Annotated in this window: 16 protein-coding genes; 14 read left to right on the forward strand and 2 right to left on the reverse strand. The window is 27.3% G+C overall.

Translation table 11 applies throughout. The annotated features are described in order from the left end of the window. The first annotated feature begins 49 nt into the window (after nt 1-49). The 8 genes from NG901_RS12320 (at nt 50) to cwlD (ending at nt 7148) form a co-directional block, all read left to right on the forward strand. Entirely contained in the window at nt 50-901 is an 852-nt protein-coding gene (locus tag NG901_RS12320) for an energy-coupling factor transporter ATPase (protein WP_252215045.1), read from the forward strand. Beyond that, nucleotides 886-1752 (forward strand): energy-coupling factor transporter ATPase, encoded by an 867-nt coding sequence (locus NG901_RS12325; protein WP_252215050.1) that lies wholly within the window; start codon nt 886-888, stop codon nt 1750-1752. Before NG901_RS12320 ends, NG901_RS12325 begins: the two co-directional genes overlap by 16 nt. A gap of 85 nt (nt 1753-1837) precedes the next feature. Next, nucleotides 1838-2641, forward strand: a complete 804-nt coding sequence (locus NG901_RS12330) for an energy-coupling factor transporter transmembrane component T family protein (protein WP_252215052.1) — start codon at nt 1838-1840, stop codon at nt 2639-2641. Between the two features lie 16 nt (nt 2642-2657). Beyond that, on the forward strand, nt 2658-3392 hold the full coding sequence (gene truA / locus NG901_RS12335; protein ID WP_252215054.1) for a tRNA pseudouridine(38-40) synthase TruA: 735 nt from the start codon (nt 2658-2660) through the stop codon (nt 3390-3392). 158 nt (nt 3393-3550) lie between these two features. After that, nucleotides 3551-3985, forward strand: coding sequence for a 50S ribosomal protein L13 (gene rplM, locus NG901_RS12340; protein ID WP_252215056.1), 435 nt, complete (start codon nt 3551-3553; stop codon nt 3983-3985). A gap of 27 nt (nt 3986-4012) precedes the next feature. Beyond that, nucleotides 4013-4405 carry a 30S ribosomal protein S9 gene (gene rpsI / locus NG901_RS12345; RefSeq protein ID WP_090090856.1) on the forward strand — a complete coding sequence of 131 codons (393 nt, stop codon included), beginning with the start codon at nt 4013-4015 and terminating at the stop codon, nt 4403-4405. 329 nt (nt 4406-4734) lie between these two features. Further along, entirely contained in the window at nt 4735-6348 is a 1614-nt protein-coding gene (locus NG901_RS12350; protein WP_434062237.1) for a Na/Pi cotransporter family protein, read from the forward strand. Between the two features lie 134 nt (nt 6349-6482). Then, nucleotides 6483-7148: an N-acetylmuramoyl-L-alanine amidase CwlD gene (cwlD, locus tag NG901_RS12355; RefSeq protein WP_252215058.1), complete on the forward strand. Its 666-nt coding sequence runs from the start codon at nt 6483-6485 to the stop codon at nt 7146-7148. Nucleotides 7149-7245: 97 nt separating this feature from the next. On the opposite strand, the gene NG901_RS12360 is transcribed toward cwlD, so the two are convergent. Then, on the reverse strand, nt 7246-8016 hold the full coding sequence (locus NG901_RS12360) for a hypothetical protein (RefSeq protein ID WP_252215060.1): 771 nt from the start codon (nt 8014-8016) through the stop codon (nt 7246-7248). Between the two features lie 134 nt (nt 8017-8150). On the opposite strand from NG901_RS12360, the gene NG901_RS12365 reads away from it, so the two are divergent. Continuing rightward, nucleotides 8151-8993 (forward strand): fumarate hydratase, encoded by an 843-nt coding sequence (locus NG901_RS12365; RefSeq protein WP_252215062.1) that lies wholly within the window; start codon nt 8151-8153, stop codon nt 8991-8993. Between the two features lie 27 nt (nt 8994-9020). Further along, a complete protein-coding gene (locus tag NG901_RS12370) occupies nt 9021-9578 on the forward strand; it encodes a Fe-S-containing hydro-lyase (RefSeq protein ID WP_252215064.1) in 558 nt (185 codons plus the stop codon). 134 nt (nt 9579-9712) lie between these two features. Here the strand turns inward: NG901_RS12370 and NG901_RS12375 are convergent, their stop codons facing one another. Next, a complete protein-coding gene (locus NG901_RS12375; protein WP_252215065.1) occupies nt 9713-10570 on the reverse strand; it encodes a YitT family protein in 858 nt (285 codons plus the stop codon). A 274-nt stretch (nt 10571-10844) separates the two neighbouring features. Here NG901_RS12375 and NG901_RS12380 point away from each other — a divergent pair, with 274 nt between their 5' ends. The 4 genes from NG901_RS12380 to NG901_RS12395 all read left to right on the forward strand — a co-directional run bounded on the left by NG901_RS12380 (nt 10845) and on the right by NG901_RS12395 (nt 16589). Continuing rightward, complete coding sequence (locus tag NG901_RS12380) at nt 10845-11564, forward strand: tetratricopeptide repeat protein (protein WP_252215066.1); 720 nt, start codon at nt 10845-10847, stop codon at nt 11562-11564. Nucleotides 11565-11641: 77 nt separating this feature from the next. Beyond that, nucleotides 11642-12334, forward strand: a complete 693-nt coding sequence (locus tag NG901_RS12385) for a response regulator transcription factor (RefSeq protein WP_252215068.1) — start codon at nt 11642-11644, stop codon at nt 12332-12334. After that, nucleotides 12306-14162, forward strand: a complete 1857-nt coding sequence (locus NG901_RS12390; RefSeq protein ID WP_252215070.1) for a sensor histidine kinase — start codon at nt 12306-12308, stop codon at nt 14160-14162. The genes NG901_RS12385 and NG901_RS12390 overlap by 29 nt, the downstream gene beginning before the upstream one ends. A 201-nt stretch (nt 14163-14363) precedes the next feature. After that, a complete protein-coding gene (locus NG901_RS12395) occupies nt 14364-16589 on the forward strand; it encodes a ribonucleoside-diphosphate reductase subunit alpha (protein WP_252215074.1) in 2226 nt (741 codons plus the stop codon). The last annotated feature ends 10 nt before the right edge of the window (nt 16590-16599 follow it).

A 16599-nucleotide genomic window follows, 5' to 3' on the forward strand; every position in this document is an offset into this window, starting at 1 on the left:
TAAAGTTTTGTATAATGTATTAGTAAGTATAATTTATGGAGGTTAAACAATGAATCAGGAAATGGTTAATTGCACTGATGTATCCTTCAAATATATCAGAAATGAAGAAGGCTCAAGAGAAGAAAAATATGCACTTAAAAATGTTAACCTTAAAGTTAAAAAAGGGGAATTTTTAGTAGTATTAGGCCATAATGGATCAGGTAAATCCACTATAGCTAAACATATGAATGCATTACTTACTCCAAGTAGCGGTACTGTAATAGTAGATAGTTTAAGTACTAGTGATGAAAATAATTTATGGGAAATAAGATCTAGAGCGGGAATGGTTTTTCAAAATCCTGATAATCAATTAGTTGCAACGATTGTTGAAGAAGATGTGGCTTTTGGACCTGAAAATTTAGGCGTAGAAGCAAAAGAAATAAGAAAAAGAGTTGATGATAGCTTAGAAAAAGTTGGAATGAGTGAGTATAAAAGACATGCACCACATCTTTTATCAGGTGGTCAAAAGCAAAGAATTGCAATAGCGGGAATATTAGCAATTCAACCTAAATGTATAATTTTTGATGAGCCAACAGCTATGCTAGACCCATCTGGGAGAAAAGATGTTTTAAAAACTATAAAAGATATAAATGAAAATTATGGTATTACTATAGTTTTAATAACTCATTATATGGATGAAGCAGCTCAAGCAGATAGAATTGTAGTTATGGATGGTGGGGAAGTTAAAATGGAAGGAACACCAAAAGAAATTTTTCCACAAGTTGAAATGATGAAGAATATAGGATTGGATGTACCACAAGTTACAGAGTTAACTTATGAACTTAGAAAAGAAGGAATAGACATTCCAAAAGAAATATTAAATGTAGATGAGATGGTGAATGCGATATGTCAATTAAAGTAGAAAATTTAACACATATATATATGCCTAAAACACCTTTTGAAAAAGTTGCTTTGGATAATGTTAATATAGAAATAAAAGATGGTGAATTTGTAGCATTAATTGGACATACAGGTTCTGGAAAATCTACTTTTATTCAACATTTAAATGGTCTGCTAGAGGCTACAAGTGGAACTATAATCGTTGACGGGCTTGATATAACAAAAAAACAAATAAATCTAACTGATGTAAGAAAAAAGGTTGGACTTGTATTTCAATATCCAGAATATCAAATATTTGAAGAAACTATAGCAAAAGATATAGCTTTTGGACCTAAAAATTTAGGATTAACTGAAGATGAAATAAAAACTAGAGTAATTGAATCTATGAATATGGTTGGATTAGATTATGAGACATATAAAGACCAATCTCCCTTTGACTTAAGTGGAGGACAAAAGAGAAGAGTAGCCATAGCAGGTGTTATTGCTATGAAGCCAACTACATTAATATTAGATGAACCAACAGCGGGATTAGACCCTAAAGGAAGAGATGATATATTAGAACAAATTTCTAAACTTCATAAAGAATATAATATGACTATTATATTGGTTAGTCATAGTATGGAAGATGTAGCTAAAATAGCTGAAAGAATAGTTGTTATGAATCATGGTAAGGTTGCATTACAAGGGAAACCTTCAGAAGTATTCAAGGAAGTAGATAAATTAGAAAAGATAGGTTTAGGAGTTCCTCAAGTTACATATTTGGTAAGAGAACTTAGAAAAAAAGGGTTTAAAATATCAGATGATGTTTTTACAATAGAAGGGGCTAAAAAGGAATTACTAAGAATCTTGAAAGAAAAAAATAAATATTTATAAATTAATATTACTCTTAAATTAAGAGAGGAGGAATTTTGCCAAAGCACATATCAACTAAGTGGTTATTGGCAATAATTAAATTAGTATGTTAAAGGATATTACTATAGGACAATATATACCAGGGGAATCTTTTATTCATAAATTAGATCCAAGAACAAAGATACTGATATCAATACTTTTTATCGTATGTTTATTTATAATTAATAAATTTGTTGGATATACTTTTGTATTTTTATTTTTAGCATCAATAATATTAATTGCAAAAATTCCATTAAGATTTATTTTTAATGGATTAAAACCGGTATTTTTATTAATTGCATTAACAGCTGTTCTAAATATTTTTATGATTAAAGGTACTTCAGAAACATTAATATTTAAAGTTGGATTTTTATCTGTATATACAGAGGGGCTTAGATTAGCAGGATTTATGGCATTAAGATTGATATTTCTAATAGTTGGAACATCAATTCTAACATTAACTACATCACCTATAGAATTAACTGATGGAATAGAAAAGTTAATAAGACCTATAGGAAAAGAAATGGCACATGAGCTTGCTATGATGATGACAATTGCATTAAGATTTATTCCAACACTTATGGATGAAACAGATAAGATAATGAAAGCACAAAAAGCAAGAGGTGCTGATTTTGAATCTGGAAATATAATAAATAAAGCTAAAAGCTTAGTTCCGTTATTAGTTCCATTATTTATAAGTTCTTTTAGAAGAGCAGATGAATTAGCTATGGCTATGGAGGCTAGAGGATATAGAGGTGGAGCAGGAAGAACAAGAATGAAAGTATTAAAATTCACATCTAAGGATATAATAGCTTTTGTTGTATTTTCATTAATTATATTATGGAGTGTAGTTGTTAGGTTTATTTTATGATTTAAAGAGGAAATATATGAGAAATATAAAATTAATAATTGAATTTGATGGTACAAATTTTTGTGGCTGGCAAAGGCAAGTTAAAGATAGAACTGTCCAGGGTTGCTTAGAAAATGCTATTTTGAAGATGACAGGAGAAAAGAGTTTAACTAATGGAAGCTCTAGAACAGATGGTGGAGTCCATGCTAAGGCTATGGTAGCAAATTTCTTCACGAATAGCAGTATACCAGGTGAGAAGTTTAGAGAAGCATTAAATACTAAATTACCTGACGATATTGCAATAATAAAATCTGAAGAAGTAGATATGGACTTTCATGCACGATATTCTTCTAAAGGAAAGATGTATTCTTATACTATTGTTAATAGATATGAAAAGCTATCTTTTGGAAAACAATATGTACATCATGTTAGAAAACAATTAAATGTTGAAGATATGAAAAAGGCTTGTGAATATTTTATAGGTAAGCATGACTTTAAGGCTTTTATGTCACCAGGAAGTTCAGCCAAAACAACAGTTAGAACTATAACTGATTTTTACATAGAAGAAAATAAAAATATTATTAAAATTTTTATAAGTGCTGATGGCTTTTTGTATAATATGGTGAGAATAATAGTAGGTACATTAATTAATGTTGGAACAGGAAAAACAAAACTTGAAGAAGTTGATAATATAATAAATGATGGCATTAGAAAGAGAGCAGGAATGTGTGTGCCACCTAATGGTTTGGTTTTAGAAAAAGTTTTTTATTAAATATTGCAAAAAACATTGACACGCCCGTAAGCGTGTATTATAATAAGTTTGTTTGTTAAAAGATTTATGTATATAAGATCCACTAGCCCCGGGTCTTGACATAAAAGTGCGTACAAAAATAAAAGTATGCCATAATGTAAGTTCAGGGAGGGAAAGAGATGAAATCATACATTGCGAAAGCACAAGAAGTTAAAAGAAAATGGTATGTTGTTGATGCTGCTGGTAAGCCACTAGGAAGAGTTGCTAGCCAAGTTGCTTCAATTTTAAGAGGAAAAAATAAACCAACATTTACACCAAATGTTGATTGCGGAGATTTCGTTATAGTAATCAATGCAGAAGAGGTTGTTTTAACTGGTAAAAAGTTAGATCAAAAAATGTTAAGAAAGCATAGTTTTTATCCAGGTGGATTAAAGGAAACTCCTTATAGAGAAGTATTAGCTAAGAAGCCTGAATTCGCTTTTGAAGAAGCTGTAAGAAGAATGCTTCCAAAGGGAGTATTAGGAAGACAAATGCTAAAGAAATTAAATGTATACAGAGGTGCTGAACATAATCATGCAGCTCAAAAACCAGAAGTACTAGAATTAAAGTACTAATAAGATCTCGGGAGGAGGAAATAGAAAATGGCAAAAGTTCAATACATGGGTACTGGAAGAAGAAAGAAATCAGTTGCAAGAGTTAGACTTGTACCAGGAAACGGTAAAGTTGTTATAAATAAAAGAGAAATCGAAACATTCTTCGGTTTAGAAACTTTAAGAGTAATAGTTAACCAACCATTAGTTTTAACTGGAACTAAAGATAAGTTTGATGTTTTAGTAAATGTTCACGGTGGTGGATTTACAGGTCAAGCAGGAGCTATAAGACACGGTATAACTAGAGCATTAGTTAAATCTGATGAAGCTTTAAAACCAGAATTAAAGAAGGCTGGATTCTTAACTAGAGATCCTAGAATGAAGGAAAGAAAGAAATACGGTCTTAAGAAAGCAAGAAGAGCTCCACAATTCTCAAAGAGATAGGAATTTATATCTTGCAAAAAAAGGGGGAGGAATTATTTCTCTTCCTTTTTTTTATCTTCATTAATAAATTATAATTAAAATTTGCAATTAAATTTTATAGCAAGAAAGTATGTCATAAAAAATCATGATATACATAAGATATCTTTGTTTGAAAATTCCAAAAAGATTCAATATTATATAAAAAGATTAAATTTTATACTAAATTTAATAAAAAAATCAATTTGTATATTAAAACTAGGTTAAAAATCACTCTAAAATATTAACATAATGTAAAAAATCAGGTACACTAAAAATGTTGATAAATAAAATAAGTGAAGGGGACAAATAATTTGGAATCTATAATAATGGTTATAATAAAATTAATGGGTGGCTTAGGCTTATTTATTTATGGTATGAAATTAATGGGTGACGGGCTAGAAAATGCAGCAGGAGATGGTCTTAAAAACATTCTTGAAAAAGTAACAAGTAATCCAATATCTGCTGTTTTTATTGGAGCAGTAGTTACAGCTGTAATTCAAAGTAGTAGTGCAACTACAGTTATGGTAGTGGGATTCGTTAATGCAGGACTTATGAATTTAGCTCAAGCAGCAGGAATTATAATGGGAGCTAATATAGGAACAACAATAACAGCTCAATTGGTATCATTTAAATTAGATGAAATAGCACCTATATTTGTGTTTATTGGAGCTGCTATGGTTATGTTTGCAAGAGGAAAAAAGAGAAAAGATATTGGAAACATAGTTTTAGGTTTCGGTATACTATTTACAGGAATGGGTATAATGAGTGCTTCTATGAAACCATTAACAAATACTCCTTTCTTTTCAGATGCTATAGCATCTATTGGAGATAATTGGTTTATAGGAGTAATTGCGGGAACAGCAATAACAGCAATACTTCAAAGTTCATCAGCAACAACAGGAATATTAGTAGCATTAGCTACTGCAAATGCTATAGATATAACAGTAGCTTTACCTATTATATTTGGATGTAATATAGGGACATGTATAACAGCAATGATTGCAAGTGTTGGAACTAACAAGACAGCACATAAAGCAGCAATGCTACATTTGGTATTTAATATTACAGGTACAATTATATTCCTACCGTTTTTAGGAGTACTTGGAGATTTTGTATCTACAACTAGTACTGATGTAAGTAGACAAATTGCTAATGCTCATACAGTTTTTAATTTAGTAAATACAGCAATACTATTACCTCTTAATAAATACATAATAATTCTTATAAATAAAATAATACCAGGTGAAGATGAAATAGAGAAAAAAGGACCTAAATACATAGATAATAGACTTTTAGAAACTCCTGTTATTGCAGCAGGACAAGTTATAAAAGAAACTATAAGAATGGCTAATAAGGCTAGAAAAAATTTAGAATTATCTATGAAATCATTTATTGATAATGATGATACATTAGTTAAACAAGTTTATGAAAACGAAGAGATAATTAATATTTTGGAAGAAAGCATAACTGCATATTTAGTTAAACTTTCTAAGTGTGATTTATCAGATAAAGAAAAAGGTATAGTAGCATCTACATTCCATGTAATTATAGATATTGAAAGAATAGGTGATCATGCTAGAAATATTGCAGAATTAGCGAACCAAAAAATACATAAAAAGCTTAAGTACAGTGAAGAAGCTATAGGAGAATTATACGATATATATAATACTACAGTTGAAGCATTAGAAATTGCAATTGATTCATATGCAACAAGAGATTTCGAAAAAGCAAAAACTATTATTGAAGTTGAAAGAAAAATAGATACTTACCAAAAAACTTATAGAGACAAGCATATAAAGAGACTTTATGAAGAAAAATGTAATGCTTATGCAGGAGCTATTTTCTTAGACTTAGTTAATAATTTTGAGCGTATAGGAGATCATTCAACTAATATTGCTGAAAGTGTAATAGAAAATTATAAATAATTTTATAACACATCAAATAATAATTTTAAATATTATTTGGTGTGTTTTTTTATTCTATATTATTTGAATAAATAAAATTCATGTAACAAATAATACTCTGTATAAGAGTTTTTATTTAATGGGAGGTATCATCTATGAAAATTAGAAGAATGTTATTTATCTTTTGTGTAATATTTCTTATAGTTGGAATGCCAACAAGAGTATTAGCAGAAGAGAGTAGTAAATCAAATCATGTGATTTTAATAGATCCAGGTCATGGTGGTATAGACGGTGGAGCAAAGTCAAAAAATGGAACTGTTGAAAAAGATATAAATCTATCTATAAGTTCAAAGCTAAAAGATCAATTAGAAAGTTCAGGATATACTGTTTATTTAACTAGGGAAAGTGATTCAGAATTAGATAGGAAAAAGGTAAATGATTTAAATGCAAGATGCAAAATGAAAAAAGAAAAGAACTGTGAAGTATTTATATCTATTCATCAAAATATGTTTCCACAACCTAAATGTTTTGGAGCACAAGTATGGTATTCAAACAATGAAAAAAGTAAACTTTTAGCTGATAATATACAAAATTCATTAAAAGCTAATATAGATGACGGAAATAAAAGAGTTGCTAAAGCTGCAAAAGATCAATATAGAATCTTAAGAGATGGTTATGATGGAGCATGCGTATTAGTAGAATGTGGTTTTTTATCTAACAATAAAGAGGAACAAAATCTAAAAAGTGATGAGCATCAAGAAAAAATAGCTAAGAGTATTTTAGATTCAGTTAATTCTTATTTTGAAAATGATAATAAGTAGGTAAATTGAATATCTCAAAATGATAAAATAGTCATTTTGAGATATTGTATTTGTAAATCTTTAATAAGTATACAGTTTGGAAATGGTGATTATATTATTAGTTATCCTGACTTTTTTTTAGTTTATTTTCTACATCAGAAAAATTATAAGAGATTTTAGAATCGTTATTTAAGGTTATCCAAAAAGTTTTTCCTTTTGTTAAATATATAGAAGAGTCTTTCTTAAATTCTTTGAATAATCCCCCAGAGTATACATAGAAAGTATTTTCTTTTTGAGAACTAGCATCTATTACAATATTTTTATATGTTATTGGAAGTTTAGTAGATGAATCAATAGTTTGAGTCCCATTATTAAAATGATGATATTCATTATTGTAATAAAGGAAGTTTGAAAAATTAAAGTCTATATCTATTATTGATATAGTATCAATGCAGTTATTATTAAATTCATTCTTTAATTTTTCATATTCTAGAAAAGTTATATTTGGAAAATCATTTTCATTAACATAGGATATAATTTCCATGGATGAATCATTAATAAAGTCATTATTAAAAAATATAGCAGAGTAATTGGATTGATGAGTTATTGGATCGTAATTTAGTATTAATATTTCAGATTTTGATATTGAAGGCAATTTATTTATATCATTCTCTTTAAATTTTATTTTATATGATGAATTGATGTTAAAAACATCATAAACATCATCTGTTACTATTTTTTCAACACGGAGACTATTTTTATAAGAAGTTTTATGAAAAAAAATATCATTTAACAATAAAATACTATTGTATAAAATAAGACCAGTTAAAAATATAGTTAGAATATAAATAACATTTCTGATTATTTTGTTCAAATCAATATTATTCATTTTGTAACTCCTTAATAAAGTATTATGTTTAATTATAGTAGTGCAAATTTGAAAATATGAGATTTTTATTGTTGTAAATAAATAAAAATAAAATTAAACTTATAATTAATAAAAGATTTATAGGAGTTGTGATTATGAGAGAAGTTAATGTAAGCTGCATTAGAGAAGCTGTAAAAGAATTGTGTATTAAAGCAAATTATTTCCTTGGGGAAGACATAAGACAAGCATTGAAAGACTCTAAAGATAAAGAGACATGGAATCTAGCAGAAGATATTTTAGACAAGATAATTATAAATTCAGAAATTGCAGATAAAGAACATATGCCTATGTGTCAAGATACAGGAATGGCATGTGTTTTTGTGGAATTGGGTCAAGATGTTCATTTAATTGGAGGTAATTTAAGTGAAGCTATTAATGAAGGAGTAAAAAGAGGCTATGAAGAAGGATTTTTAAGAAAATCAGTAGTAAATGATCCATTAAGAAGAATTAATACAAATGATAATACTCCAGCTGTAATTTATTATGATATAGTGCCCGGAAATAAAATAAAGATAACTGTTGCACCAAAAGGTTTTGGATCTGAAAATATGAGTAAAATAGCTATGCTAAAACCATCAGATGGAGTAGATGGTGTTAAAAAATTTATTTTAGAAGTTATTAAACAGGCAGGACCGAATCCATGTCCTCCAATGGTAATTGGTGTTGGAATAGGTGGAACTTTTGATAAAGCAGCTTATTTAGCTAAAAAAGCATTATTAAGACCTATAAATGTAAGAAATAATGATGAGTATTATAAAGAATTAGAGATAGAATTATTAGAAAAAGTAAATAAATTGGGAATAGGACCTCAAGGGTTTGGAGGAAGAACTACAGCATTGGGATTAAATATAGAAATATATCCAACTCATATTGCAGGACTTCCAGTTGCAGTAAATATAAATTGTCATGCAACAAGACATAAAGAAATAATAATATAGATATTATATAATGGGGGAAGAAAAAATATGGAAATCAAACTACATACACCTCTTACATCAGAAAAAACTTTGAAATTAAAAGCAGGTGATACTGTTTTGCTAAGTGGAATAATTTATTCAGCTAGAGATGCTGCTCATAAAAGATTAATTGAATTATTAGATAAAGATGAGAAATTACCTTTAAATATAGATAATGAAATAATATATTATGTTGGACCATCTCCAGCGAAACCAGGAAGCGTTATAGGATCAGCAGGACCTACAACTAGTTATAGGATGGATTCATATGCACCAAGGCTGTTAGAATTAGGATTAAAAGGTATGATAGGTAAAGGCGCAAGAAATGAAGAAGTTATAGAATCTATTAAAAAAAATGACGCTATATACTTTGGTGCCATTGGAGGAGCTGCTGCATTAATAGCTAAAAGTATAGTTAAGTCAGAAATAATTGCGTATGAAGATTTAGGGGCTGAAGCAATAAGGAAAATGGAAGTTAAAGATATGCCTTTAGTTGTGATTATTGATTCTGAAGGAAATAATCTTTACGAAGTTGGTCAAAAAGATTATTTAGGTACTTTGAAATAAGGATTTGTTTTAAGACAATGTTTTTATAAGCATTTTTAGTATTACTAAGTTTAATTACTTAGTCAACTATAAACATATTAAGATAAAAAATAATAGACAGGATTAACAAATTTACTTAACCTGTCTATTTAATATTATAAATTTATAAAGCCTCTACCTTTAACTTCAGATATATCTACTATAGTAATAAAAGCAGCTGGATCTATGTAATGAATAGATGTTTTTAAATCAAGCATTTGTCGAGTTGTAACTATACAGTAAAGCATTTTCTTTTTATTATGAGTATATTCTCCTTCAGCAAATAAAGATGTTATCCCCCTATGCAAATCAGTTATAACATAGTTTATGACTTCTTGCTCTTTCTCAGTTAAAATAAGAAGTAATTTTTTACTGCTAAATCCTTTTAACATTTTATCTAACACAATACTTTGAGTAAATAATGATATAAGTGTATAAAGTGCTTGAGGTAATCCAAATATGATTGCTCCAATTATAATGATAATACAGTTTAATGCAAAACCTAAGCTACCAATATTAAAATTCGAGTATTTTTTTCTTATAAGCATAGTTATTACATCTGTTCCACCAGTAGAACCATGTCTTAGAAAGACTAATCCATATCCTATTCCACATAAAACACCACCATAGATACAATAAAGAAGAATATCATTTACATAAATAATATTTGTAAATGGTCTTGTTAACATTAATGACAATGATAGAGAAATCATTCCTATTGTTGTGTATATAGTGAAATTTCTATCTAATTTTTTATAACTTAGTAATAAAAGTGGAATGTTTATAACAAAGACAACAATACCTGATGGTAATCCCATTGTATATTCTAGTATAAGAGCAAGTCCTGTAGCCCCTCCACTTAATAGCTTAGCATGAGATAGGAATAAATTTACGCCTAAAGAGGCTATAAAACATCCTAAAAAAATAATTAAGGTATCCATGATTAGGTTCTTATATTTACTAATTTTGCTCATCAAAATTACTCCTTTAAATATATAATTAAGTCCAATAAATATTAATACACTTTATTATAATAAAAATCAAGTTATTTATATAAGATAACATATTTTTTACAATAATGTTTAGTAATAATTGAAAACATATATATTATAATAGATAATGTTTTTATAAATTAATTTGTTTTAAAATAATATTAACATTTTAATATAGTGTAATCTTACTATTATACTAAAAGATTAATATTTATTTAAAATATACACTTATAAATATAAAGCTAGGAGAAAAAAGATGATAGGAATGAAATTACCAGGAAGTAAAAAGCTTAAATTAACAACATTAATAATATTGTTAGCAATAACATTATTAATATTAGTATTTGAAGGCATTAATAACAACAAGAAAGGTGATGTTATTAACAAAGAAAGTATAGAAAATGCAGAGATTTTAGATGAAAATAATGTGAATTTAGATAAAGAATATGAAGATAGTAAGGAAGAGGGAAAAAGTAAGGTTGAGAATGAAAGAGAACGAGAATTATATAATGAAGCATATAATTTGTTTTTTTCAGGTGAATACAATAAATCTATTGAAAAATCAAATGAAATAATAAGCGAATTTCCAAGCAGTGCAAAAGGATACAATATAAGAGGAATAGCTAAATCTTATAATGAAAGTTTTGAATCTGGTATGAAAGATATAGATAAAGCTTTGGAATTTGAACCGCAATATGGGTATGCAGTTTTTAATAAGGCCTTAACTTATGAACTATATGGAAATCTAGATGAAGCATTATTGTGGTATAATAAAAATTTAGAGATAGAAAATTACATATGGACTTATTATGGGATAGCATCTATATATGGAAGAAGAGGAGATGCCCCAAATACTATAAAATATTTAAGTAAAGCAATAGAAATAGATGAAGTTGTAAAAAAAGAAGCACAGGATGAAGCAGATTTTAATCCAGTAAGAGAATCTAAAGAATTTCAAGACTTAATTAATAATTAGTAAACTCAGTTTGTTCTATATGAGCAGAGTTTTTAGTCTTATGTGTAAATAATATTAATATTGGGAGTTGATAAATTATGTATAACGTATTGGTTGTAGATGATGAAAAGGAAATAAGAGATGCCATTGAAATATATTTAAGAGGAGAAAATTTAAAAGTTTTTAAAGCAGCAGATGGATTAGAGGCATTAGAAATTCTTAATAATGAAAAAATACATGTCATTGTATTAGATGTGATGATGCCTAAACTTGATGGAATAAGAACATGTTTAAAAATTAGGGAAACAGAAAATTTACCTATAATTATGTTATCAGCAAAAGGTGAAGATTCGGATAAAATTCTTGGTTTAAATGTTGGAGCTGATGATTATATAATAAAACCATTTAATCACCTAGAATTAGTTGCTAGAGTAAAGTCTCAATTAAGGAGATATGATAAACCATTAAACATAGAAGATGAAGAACAAGTATTAACGGTGAAAGATTTAGTTATAGATACTGTATCTAAGAGTATTACTGTACGAGGTGAAGAAATTAAAGTGACAGCTACAGAATACAAAATATTGCACTTATTAGCTTCAAATTTAGGCAAAGTGTTTTCTATAAAAGAAATATATGAAAAAGTATGGGATGAACCATTTTATAAGAGTGAAAATACAGTTACTGTTCATATAAGAAGGATAAGAGAGAAAATAGAAATAAACACAAAAGAGCCTGAATATATTAAGGTGGTGTGGGGCATTGGATATAAGATTGAAAAAGAAATTTAAAATTCACTTAAAAAGCTATTTAAAGGGAATATATTTAATAGATATACTATTAATGATATTAATAACAGGAATGTTGTTTTCATCAGTTTTAGAATATAAAGATTTTATGAAGCAAAACAATAATTTAAGCTTAATTAAATCTATATTTAATGAGAAAGAATATGAAACAAAAAAGCTTTATGAAGATAGTAAAGGATTTTCTCAAATAATATATGAAACTACAGATGGATTGTATGATTTATTAACTGGAAGTAATGAAATAAAAGAAAAAATAGGACAGTTAATGAAATATTTTAATAATGATGTAGAGGAATATACTAGTCATTTTAAATTAAAAGATAATGTTTATTTTATAATTAGAAATAAGCATACTAAAGAATTATATACAAATGATCCTTTCTTAGATTCATCTATTAAATACATAAAGGAAAATCAAATAGATGATTTATTAAACAATAGATTTAAGAAGCAAGGTGTAGTAAGCATCAAATTTGATAATGAAAAAGAGTATAATTACTTGGTAAGTAAGGGATTAGTAAACTATTTAGATGATACAATCAAAAATTTTGAAGAAGTTTACTACACATCTACAGATACCTATAAACAAGAATTAATGAATATAAGAAAAGAAATAATTAGTCTGTCTCTTTTATTATTAGTTTATGTATTTTTAATTATAAAAACAGTATTAATAATAGCAAGAAGAGGAAATAAGGAAGAGAAAATAAAATCAAATATATTAAACAGCGTAGTTTTTGTTATTAGAAATGGATTTAAATATAAAGAAACAAGTAAGACATTGTTATTATCTCTAGGAATAATAATAATAATATTAATTACGTATCTTTATTTCTTAGCTACTGGTGGATATGAAAATAATATGTTTGTACGATTCTTTCAAACATATCCTTTTAAAGGAACTATTTTAATAATAACAGGACTTATATTAATGGTGATATTTTCTGTCAAAAAGACATTAGATATTGCAATAATAAATGATGGTCTTAAGAAGCTAAATGAAGGAAATTTAGATGAAGATATACCTGTTTTTGGTTCAATAACTATTAAAGAATTAATTAATAATATTAATTTAATAAAAGAAGGATATAAAAATTCTTTGTATGAAAGAGTTAAGGATGAAAAGCTAAAAACAGAATTAATATCAAACGTATCACATGATCTAAAAACTCCATTAACTTCAATAATAAATTATGTAAATATATTAAAAAATAAAGATATAACAGAGAATGAAAGAAAAGATTATTTAGCTATACTTGATTCAAAATCTTTAAAATTAAAATCATTAATTGATGATTTGTTTGAAATGTCAAAAATAAATAGTGGAAAAATAACATTAAATAAAGATAAATTAGATATACTTTCACTGATACATCAAGGCATAGGCGAATATAGTTTTCTTTATGAATATAAGAATATAAACTTTAAGGTTATTAGTAATGAAGAAGATATATTTATGGAGTTGGACGGAAAACTAATTTCTAGAGCATTAGAAAATATAATAATTAATGCTTTAAAATATTCATTAGACAATACTAGAGTTTATATAGAAATTGAAAAGTATGATGAGCGTGTCGAAATTATAGTTAAGAATATAGCAAATTATGAAATGGACTTTGATGAAGAAGAGATATTTGAAAGATTCGCAAGAGCAGATAAATCTAGAAATTCAAGTGTTGAAGGTTCAGGATTAGGTCTTGCAATAACAAAAAGTATAGTTGAACTACATGGTGGTAAAACTAAAATAGAAAGAGAAGGTGATATGTTTAAAATATATATAATATTACCTTTAAATAATAAAAGTTGTTAATAAATAAAATTTATTGATTAAGTGGTTAATTCATAGTAAATTAGAGATTAACCACTTTTTTTATAAATAAATATGATTTTTGGCGTTTTACAATTATCATATTTGGAATTATACTATAAACATTGAAAAACGATATGTTGTATATTAAATTTGATTAATAAATAGATGTACACTATATATAGTAGAGGAGCGGAAATATTGATGTTAAAGAAACTTTGTGATTTAGCAATAGAGGGAATTAAAGATAATGATGGTACGTATACAAAAGAAAAACTATTGAAGGCGTTAGAACATATAATAAGAGATGGTATGGATGTTAATGATATTAGAAAATCTTTAATTCAGGTTTCTTTAGACTTAACAAGTGATATGGAACCTAATTGGCAGTATGCAGCATCAACAATATATATACACGAGCTTTACGATAAAGTAAGAAAAAATAGAAATTTATATGCAAGTAAAAATTTATATGATAATTACTATGAATTTATTACAGAATTAACAGAGAGAAATCTTTATGGGGAGTATATTCTAGAAAATTATTCTAAGGAAGATATCTTAGAATTAGAAAAAGAAATTAAACCAGAAAGAGATTTTATTTTTAACTATAGTGGAATAGATCTTGTGGCTAAAAGATATTTAGTTCAAGATTTTAATAGAAAAGTTATAGAACTTCCACAACAAATGTTTATGGGAATTGCTATGCATCTTGCTATTCCAGAAGTTAAAGAAAAAAGAGTATATTGGGCAAAAAGATTTTACAATGTTTTAAGCGAGCTTAAAGCAACAATGGCAACTCCTACTATGTCAAATGCAAGAAAGCCTTTTTATCAATTAAGTTCTTGTTTTGTTGATACTGTTGATGATAGTTTAGAGGGAATATATAAGTCATTAGATAATTTTGCTAAGGTATCAAAATTTGGCGGTGGAATGGGAATATATATAGGCAAAATAAGATCGTTAGGTTCACCTATTAGAGGCTTTAAAGGAGCATCAGGGGGCGTAATTCCGTGGGTAAAATTATTTAATGATACAGCAATTGCAGTAGATCAATTAGGTGTTAGAAATGGATCAGTTGCAATTTGGCTTGATGCTTGGCATAAAGATATACCTGAATTTTTACAAATTAGAACTAATAATGGTGATGATAGAAAAAAAGCACATGATGTATTTCCAGGAGTTTGTTATCCAGATTTATTTTGGAAACTTGCTGAAGAAGATGTAGATAATGATTGGTATATGATGTGTCCACATGAGATAAAAAACGCAAAAGGATATTCTCTTGAAGACTTCTATGGTGAAGAATGGGAAGAAAAATATTTTGAATGTGTTAAAGATGAGAAAATAGAAAAAAGAATCATTAAAATTAAGGATTTAGTAAGATTAATAATTAAAAGTGCAGCAGAAACAGGAGCACCTTTTGCATTCTTTAGAGATAATGCAAATAAGATGAATCCTAATAAGCATAAGGGAATTATATATTCTTCAAATTTATGTACAGAAATTATGCAAAACATGAGTGCTATGAAAGTTAATGGAGATACTATTATTAAGGAAAATGATAAATACAATGTAGTACAAAATATAGAAGCTGGAGATTTTGTTGTATGTAACCTTTCATCTCTAGTACTTGGAAATATAGATGTTCTTAATGATGAGGAATTAGAATGTGTTGTGGAAACACAAATAAGAGCTATGGATAATGTAATTGATTTAAATTATTATTCAGTTCCATTTGCTGAAATAACTAATAAAAGATATAGAGGAATTGGACTTGGAACTAGCGGATATCATCATATGCTAGCTAACAATAAAATACATTGGACAGAAGAAAAGCATAGAACATTTGTTGATAAAGTGTATGAAAAAATAAATTATTATTCAATAAAGGCTAGTATGAATTTATCTAAAGAAAAAGGAAAATACGAGCTCTTTGAAGGATCAGATTGGGACAATGGAAATTACTTTGAATTAAGAGATTATAATGATGAAAAATGGATTGATTTAAAGCAAGAGGTTAAAGAGTTTGGTATGAGAAATGGGTACTTAATTGCAGTAGCTCCAAATGGCTCAACAGCTACAATTGCAGGAACTTCTGAAGGAATTGATCCTATAATGGCTAGATTTTATTTAGAAGAAAAGAAAGGAAGTATAATTCCTAAGACTGCACCAAACCTATCTGAAGACAATTACTGGTATTATAATACAGCCTATAATTTAGAACAAGGTTGGTGCGTAGAAATGAATGGTGTTAGACAAAGACATATTGATCAAGGTCAATCATTTAACTTATATATAACAACTCAGTATACAATGAGACAAATTATGAATTTATATATAAAAGCATGCAAATGTGGAGTTAAATCTATATATTACGTAAGATCAAAATCACTAGAAGTAACAGAATGTGAAAGTTGTTCAGCGTAATAATTTTCTT

The sequence above is a fragment of the Clostridium sp. CMCC3677 genome (genome assembly GCF_023845585.1).
GTDB lineage: Bacteria > Bacillota > Clostridia > Clostridiales > Clostridiaceae > Clostridium > Clostridium aquiflavi.

Coding starts and splice junctions, on each gene's coding strand:
- NG901_RS12375 (WP_252215065.1), bottom strand. CDS start 10,570: ATGAGCAAAATTAGTAAATATAAGAACCTAATCATGGATACCTTAATT.
- NG901_RS12360 (WP_252215060.1), bottom strand. CDS start 8,016: ATGAATAATATTGATTTGAACAAAATAATCAGAAATGTTATTTATATT.
- truA (WP_252215054.1), top strand. CDS start 2,658: ATGAGAAATATAAAATTAATAATTGAATTTGATGGTACAAATTTTTGT.
- NG901_RS12325 (WP_252215050.1), top strand. CDS start 886: ATGTCAATTAAAGTAGAAAATTTAACACATATATATATGCCTAAAACA.
- cwlD (WP_252215058.1), top strand. CDS start 6,483: ATGAAAATTAGAAGAATGTTATTTATCTTTTGTGTAATATTTCTTATA.
- NG901_RS12330 (WP_252215052.1), top strand. CDS start 1,838: ATGTTAAAGGATATTACTATAGGACAATATATACCAGGGGAATCTTTT.
- NG901_RS12380 (WP_252215066.1), top strand. CDS start 10,845: ATGATAGGAATGAAATTACCAGGAAGTAAAAAGCTTAAATTAACAACA.
- rpsI (WP_090090856.1), top strand. CDS start 4,013: ATGGCAAAAGTTCAATACATGGGTACTGGAAGAAGAAAGAAATCAGTT.
- NG901_RS12395 (WP_252215074.1), top strand. CDS start 14,364: ATGTTAAAGAAACTTTGTGATTTAGCAATAGAGGGAATTAAAGATAAT.
- NG901_RS12385 (WP_252215068.1), top strand. CDS start 11,642: ATGTATAACGTATTGGTTGTAGATGATGAAAAGGAAATAAGAGATGCC.
- NG901_RS12320 (WP_252215045.1), top strand. CDS start 50: ATGAATCAGGAAATGGTTAATTGCACTGATGTATCCTTCAAATATATC.
- NG901_RS12365 (WP_252215062.1), top strand. CDS start 8,151: ATGAGAGAAGTTAATGTAAGCTGCATTAGAGAAGCTGTAAAAGAATTG.
- NG901_RS12370 (WP_252215064.1), top strand. CDS start 9,021: ATGGAAATCAAACTACATACACCTCTTACATCAGAAAAAACTTTGAAA.
- rplM (WP_252215056.1), top strand. CDS start 3,551: ATGAAATCATACATTGCGAAAGCACAAGAAGTTAAAAGAAAATGGTAT.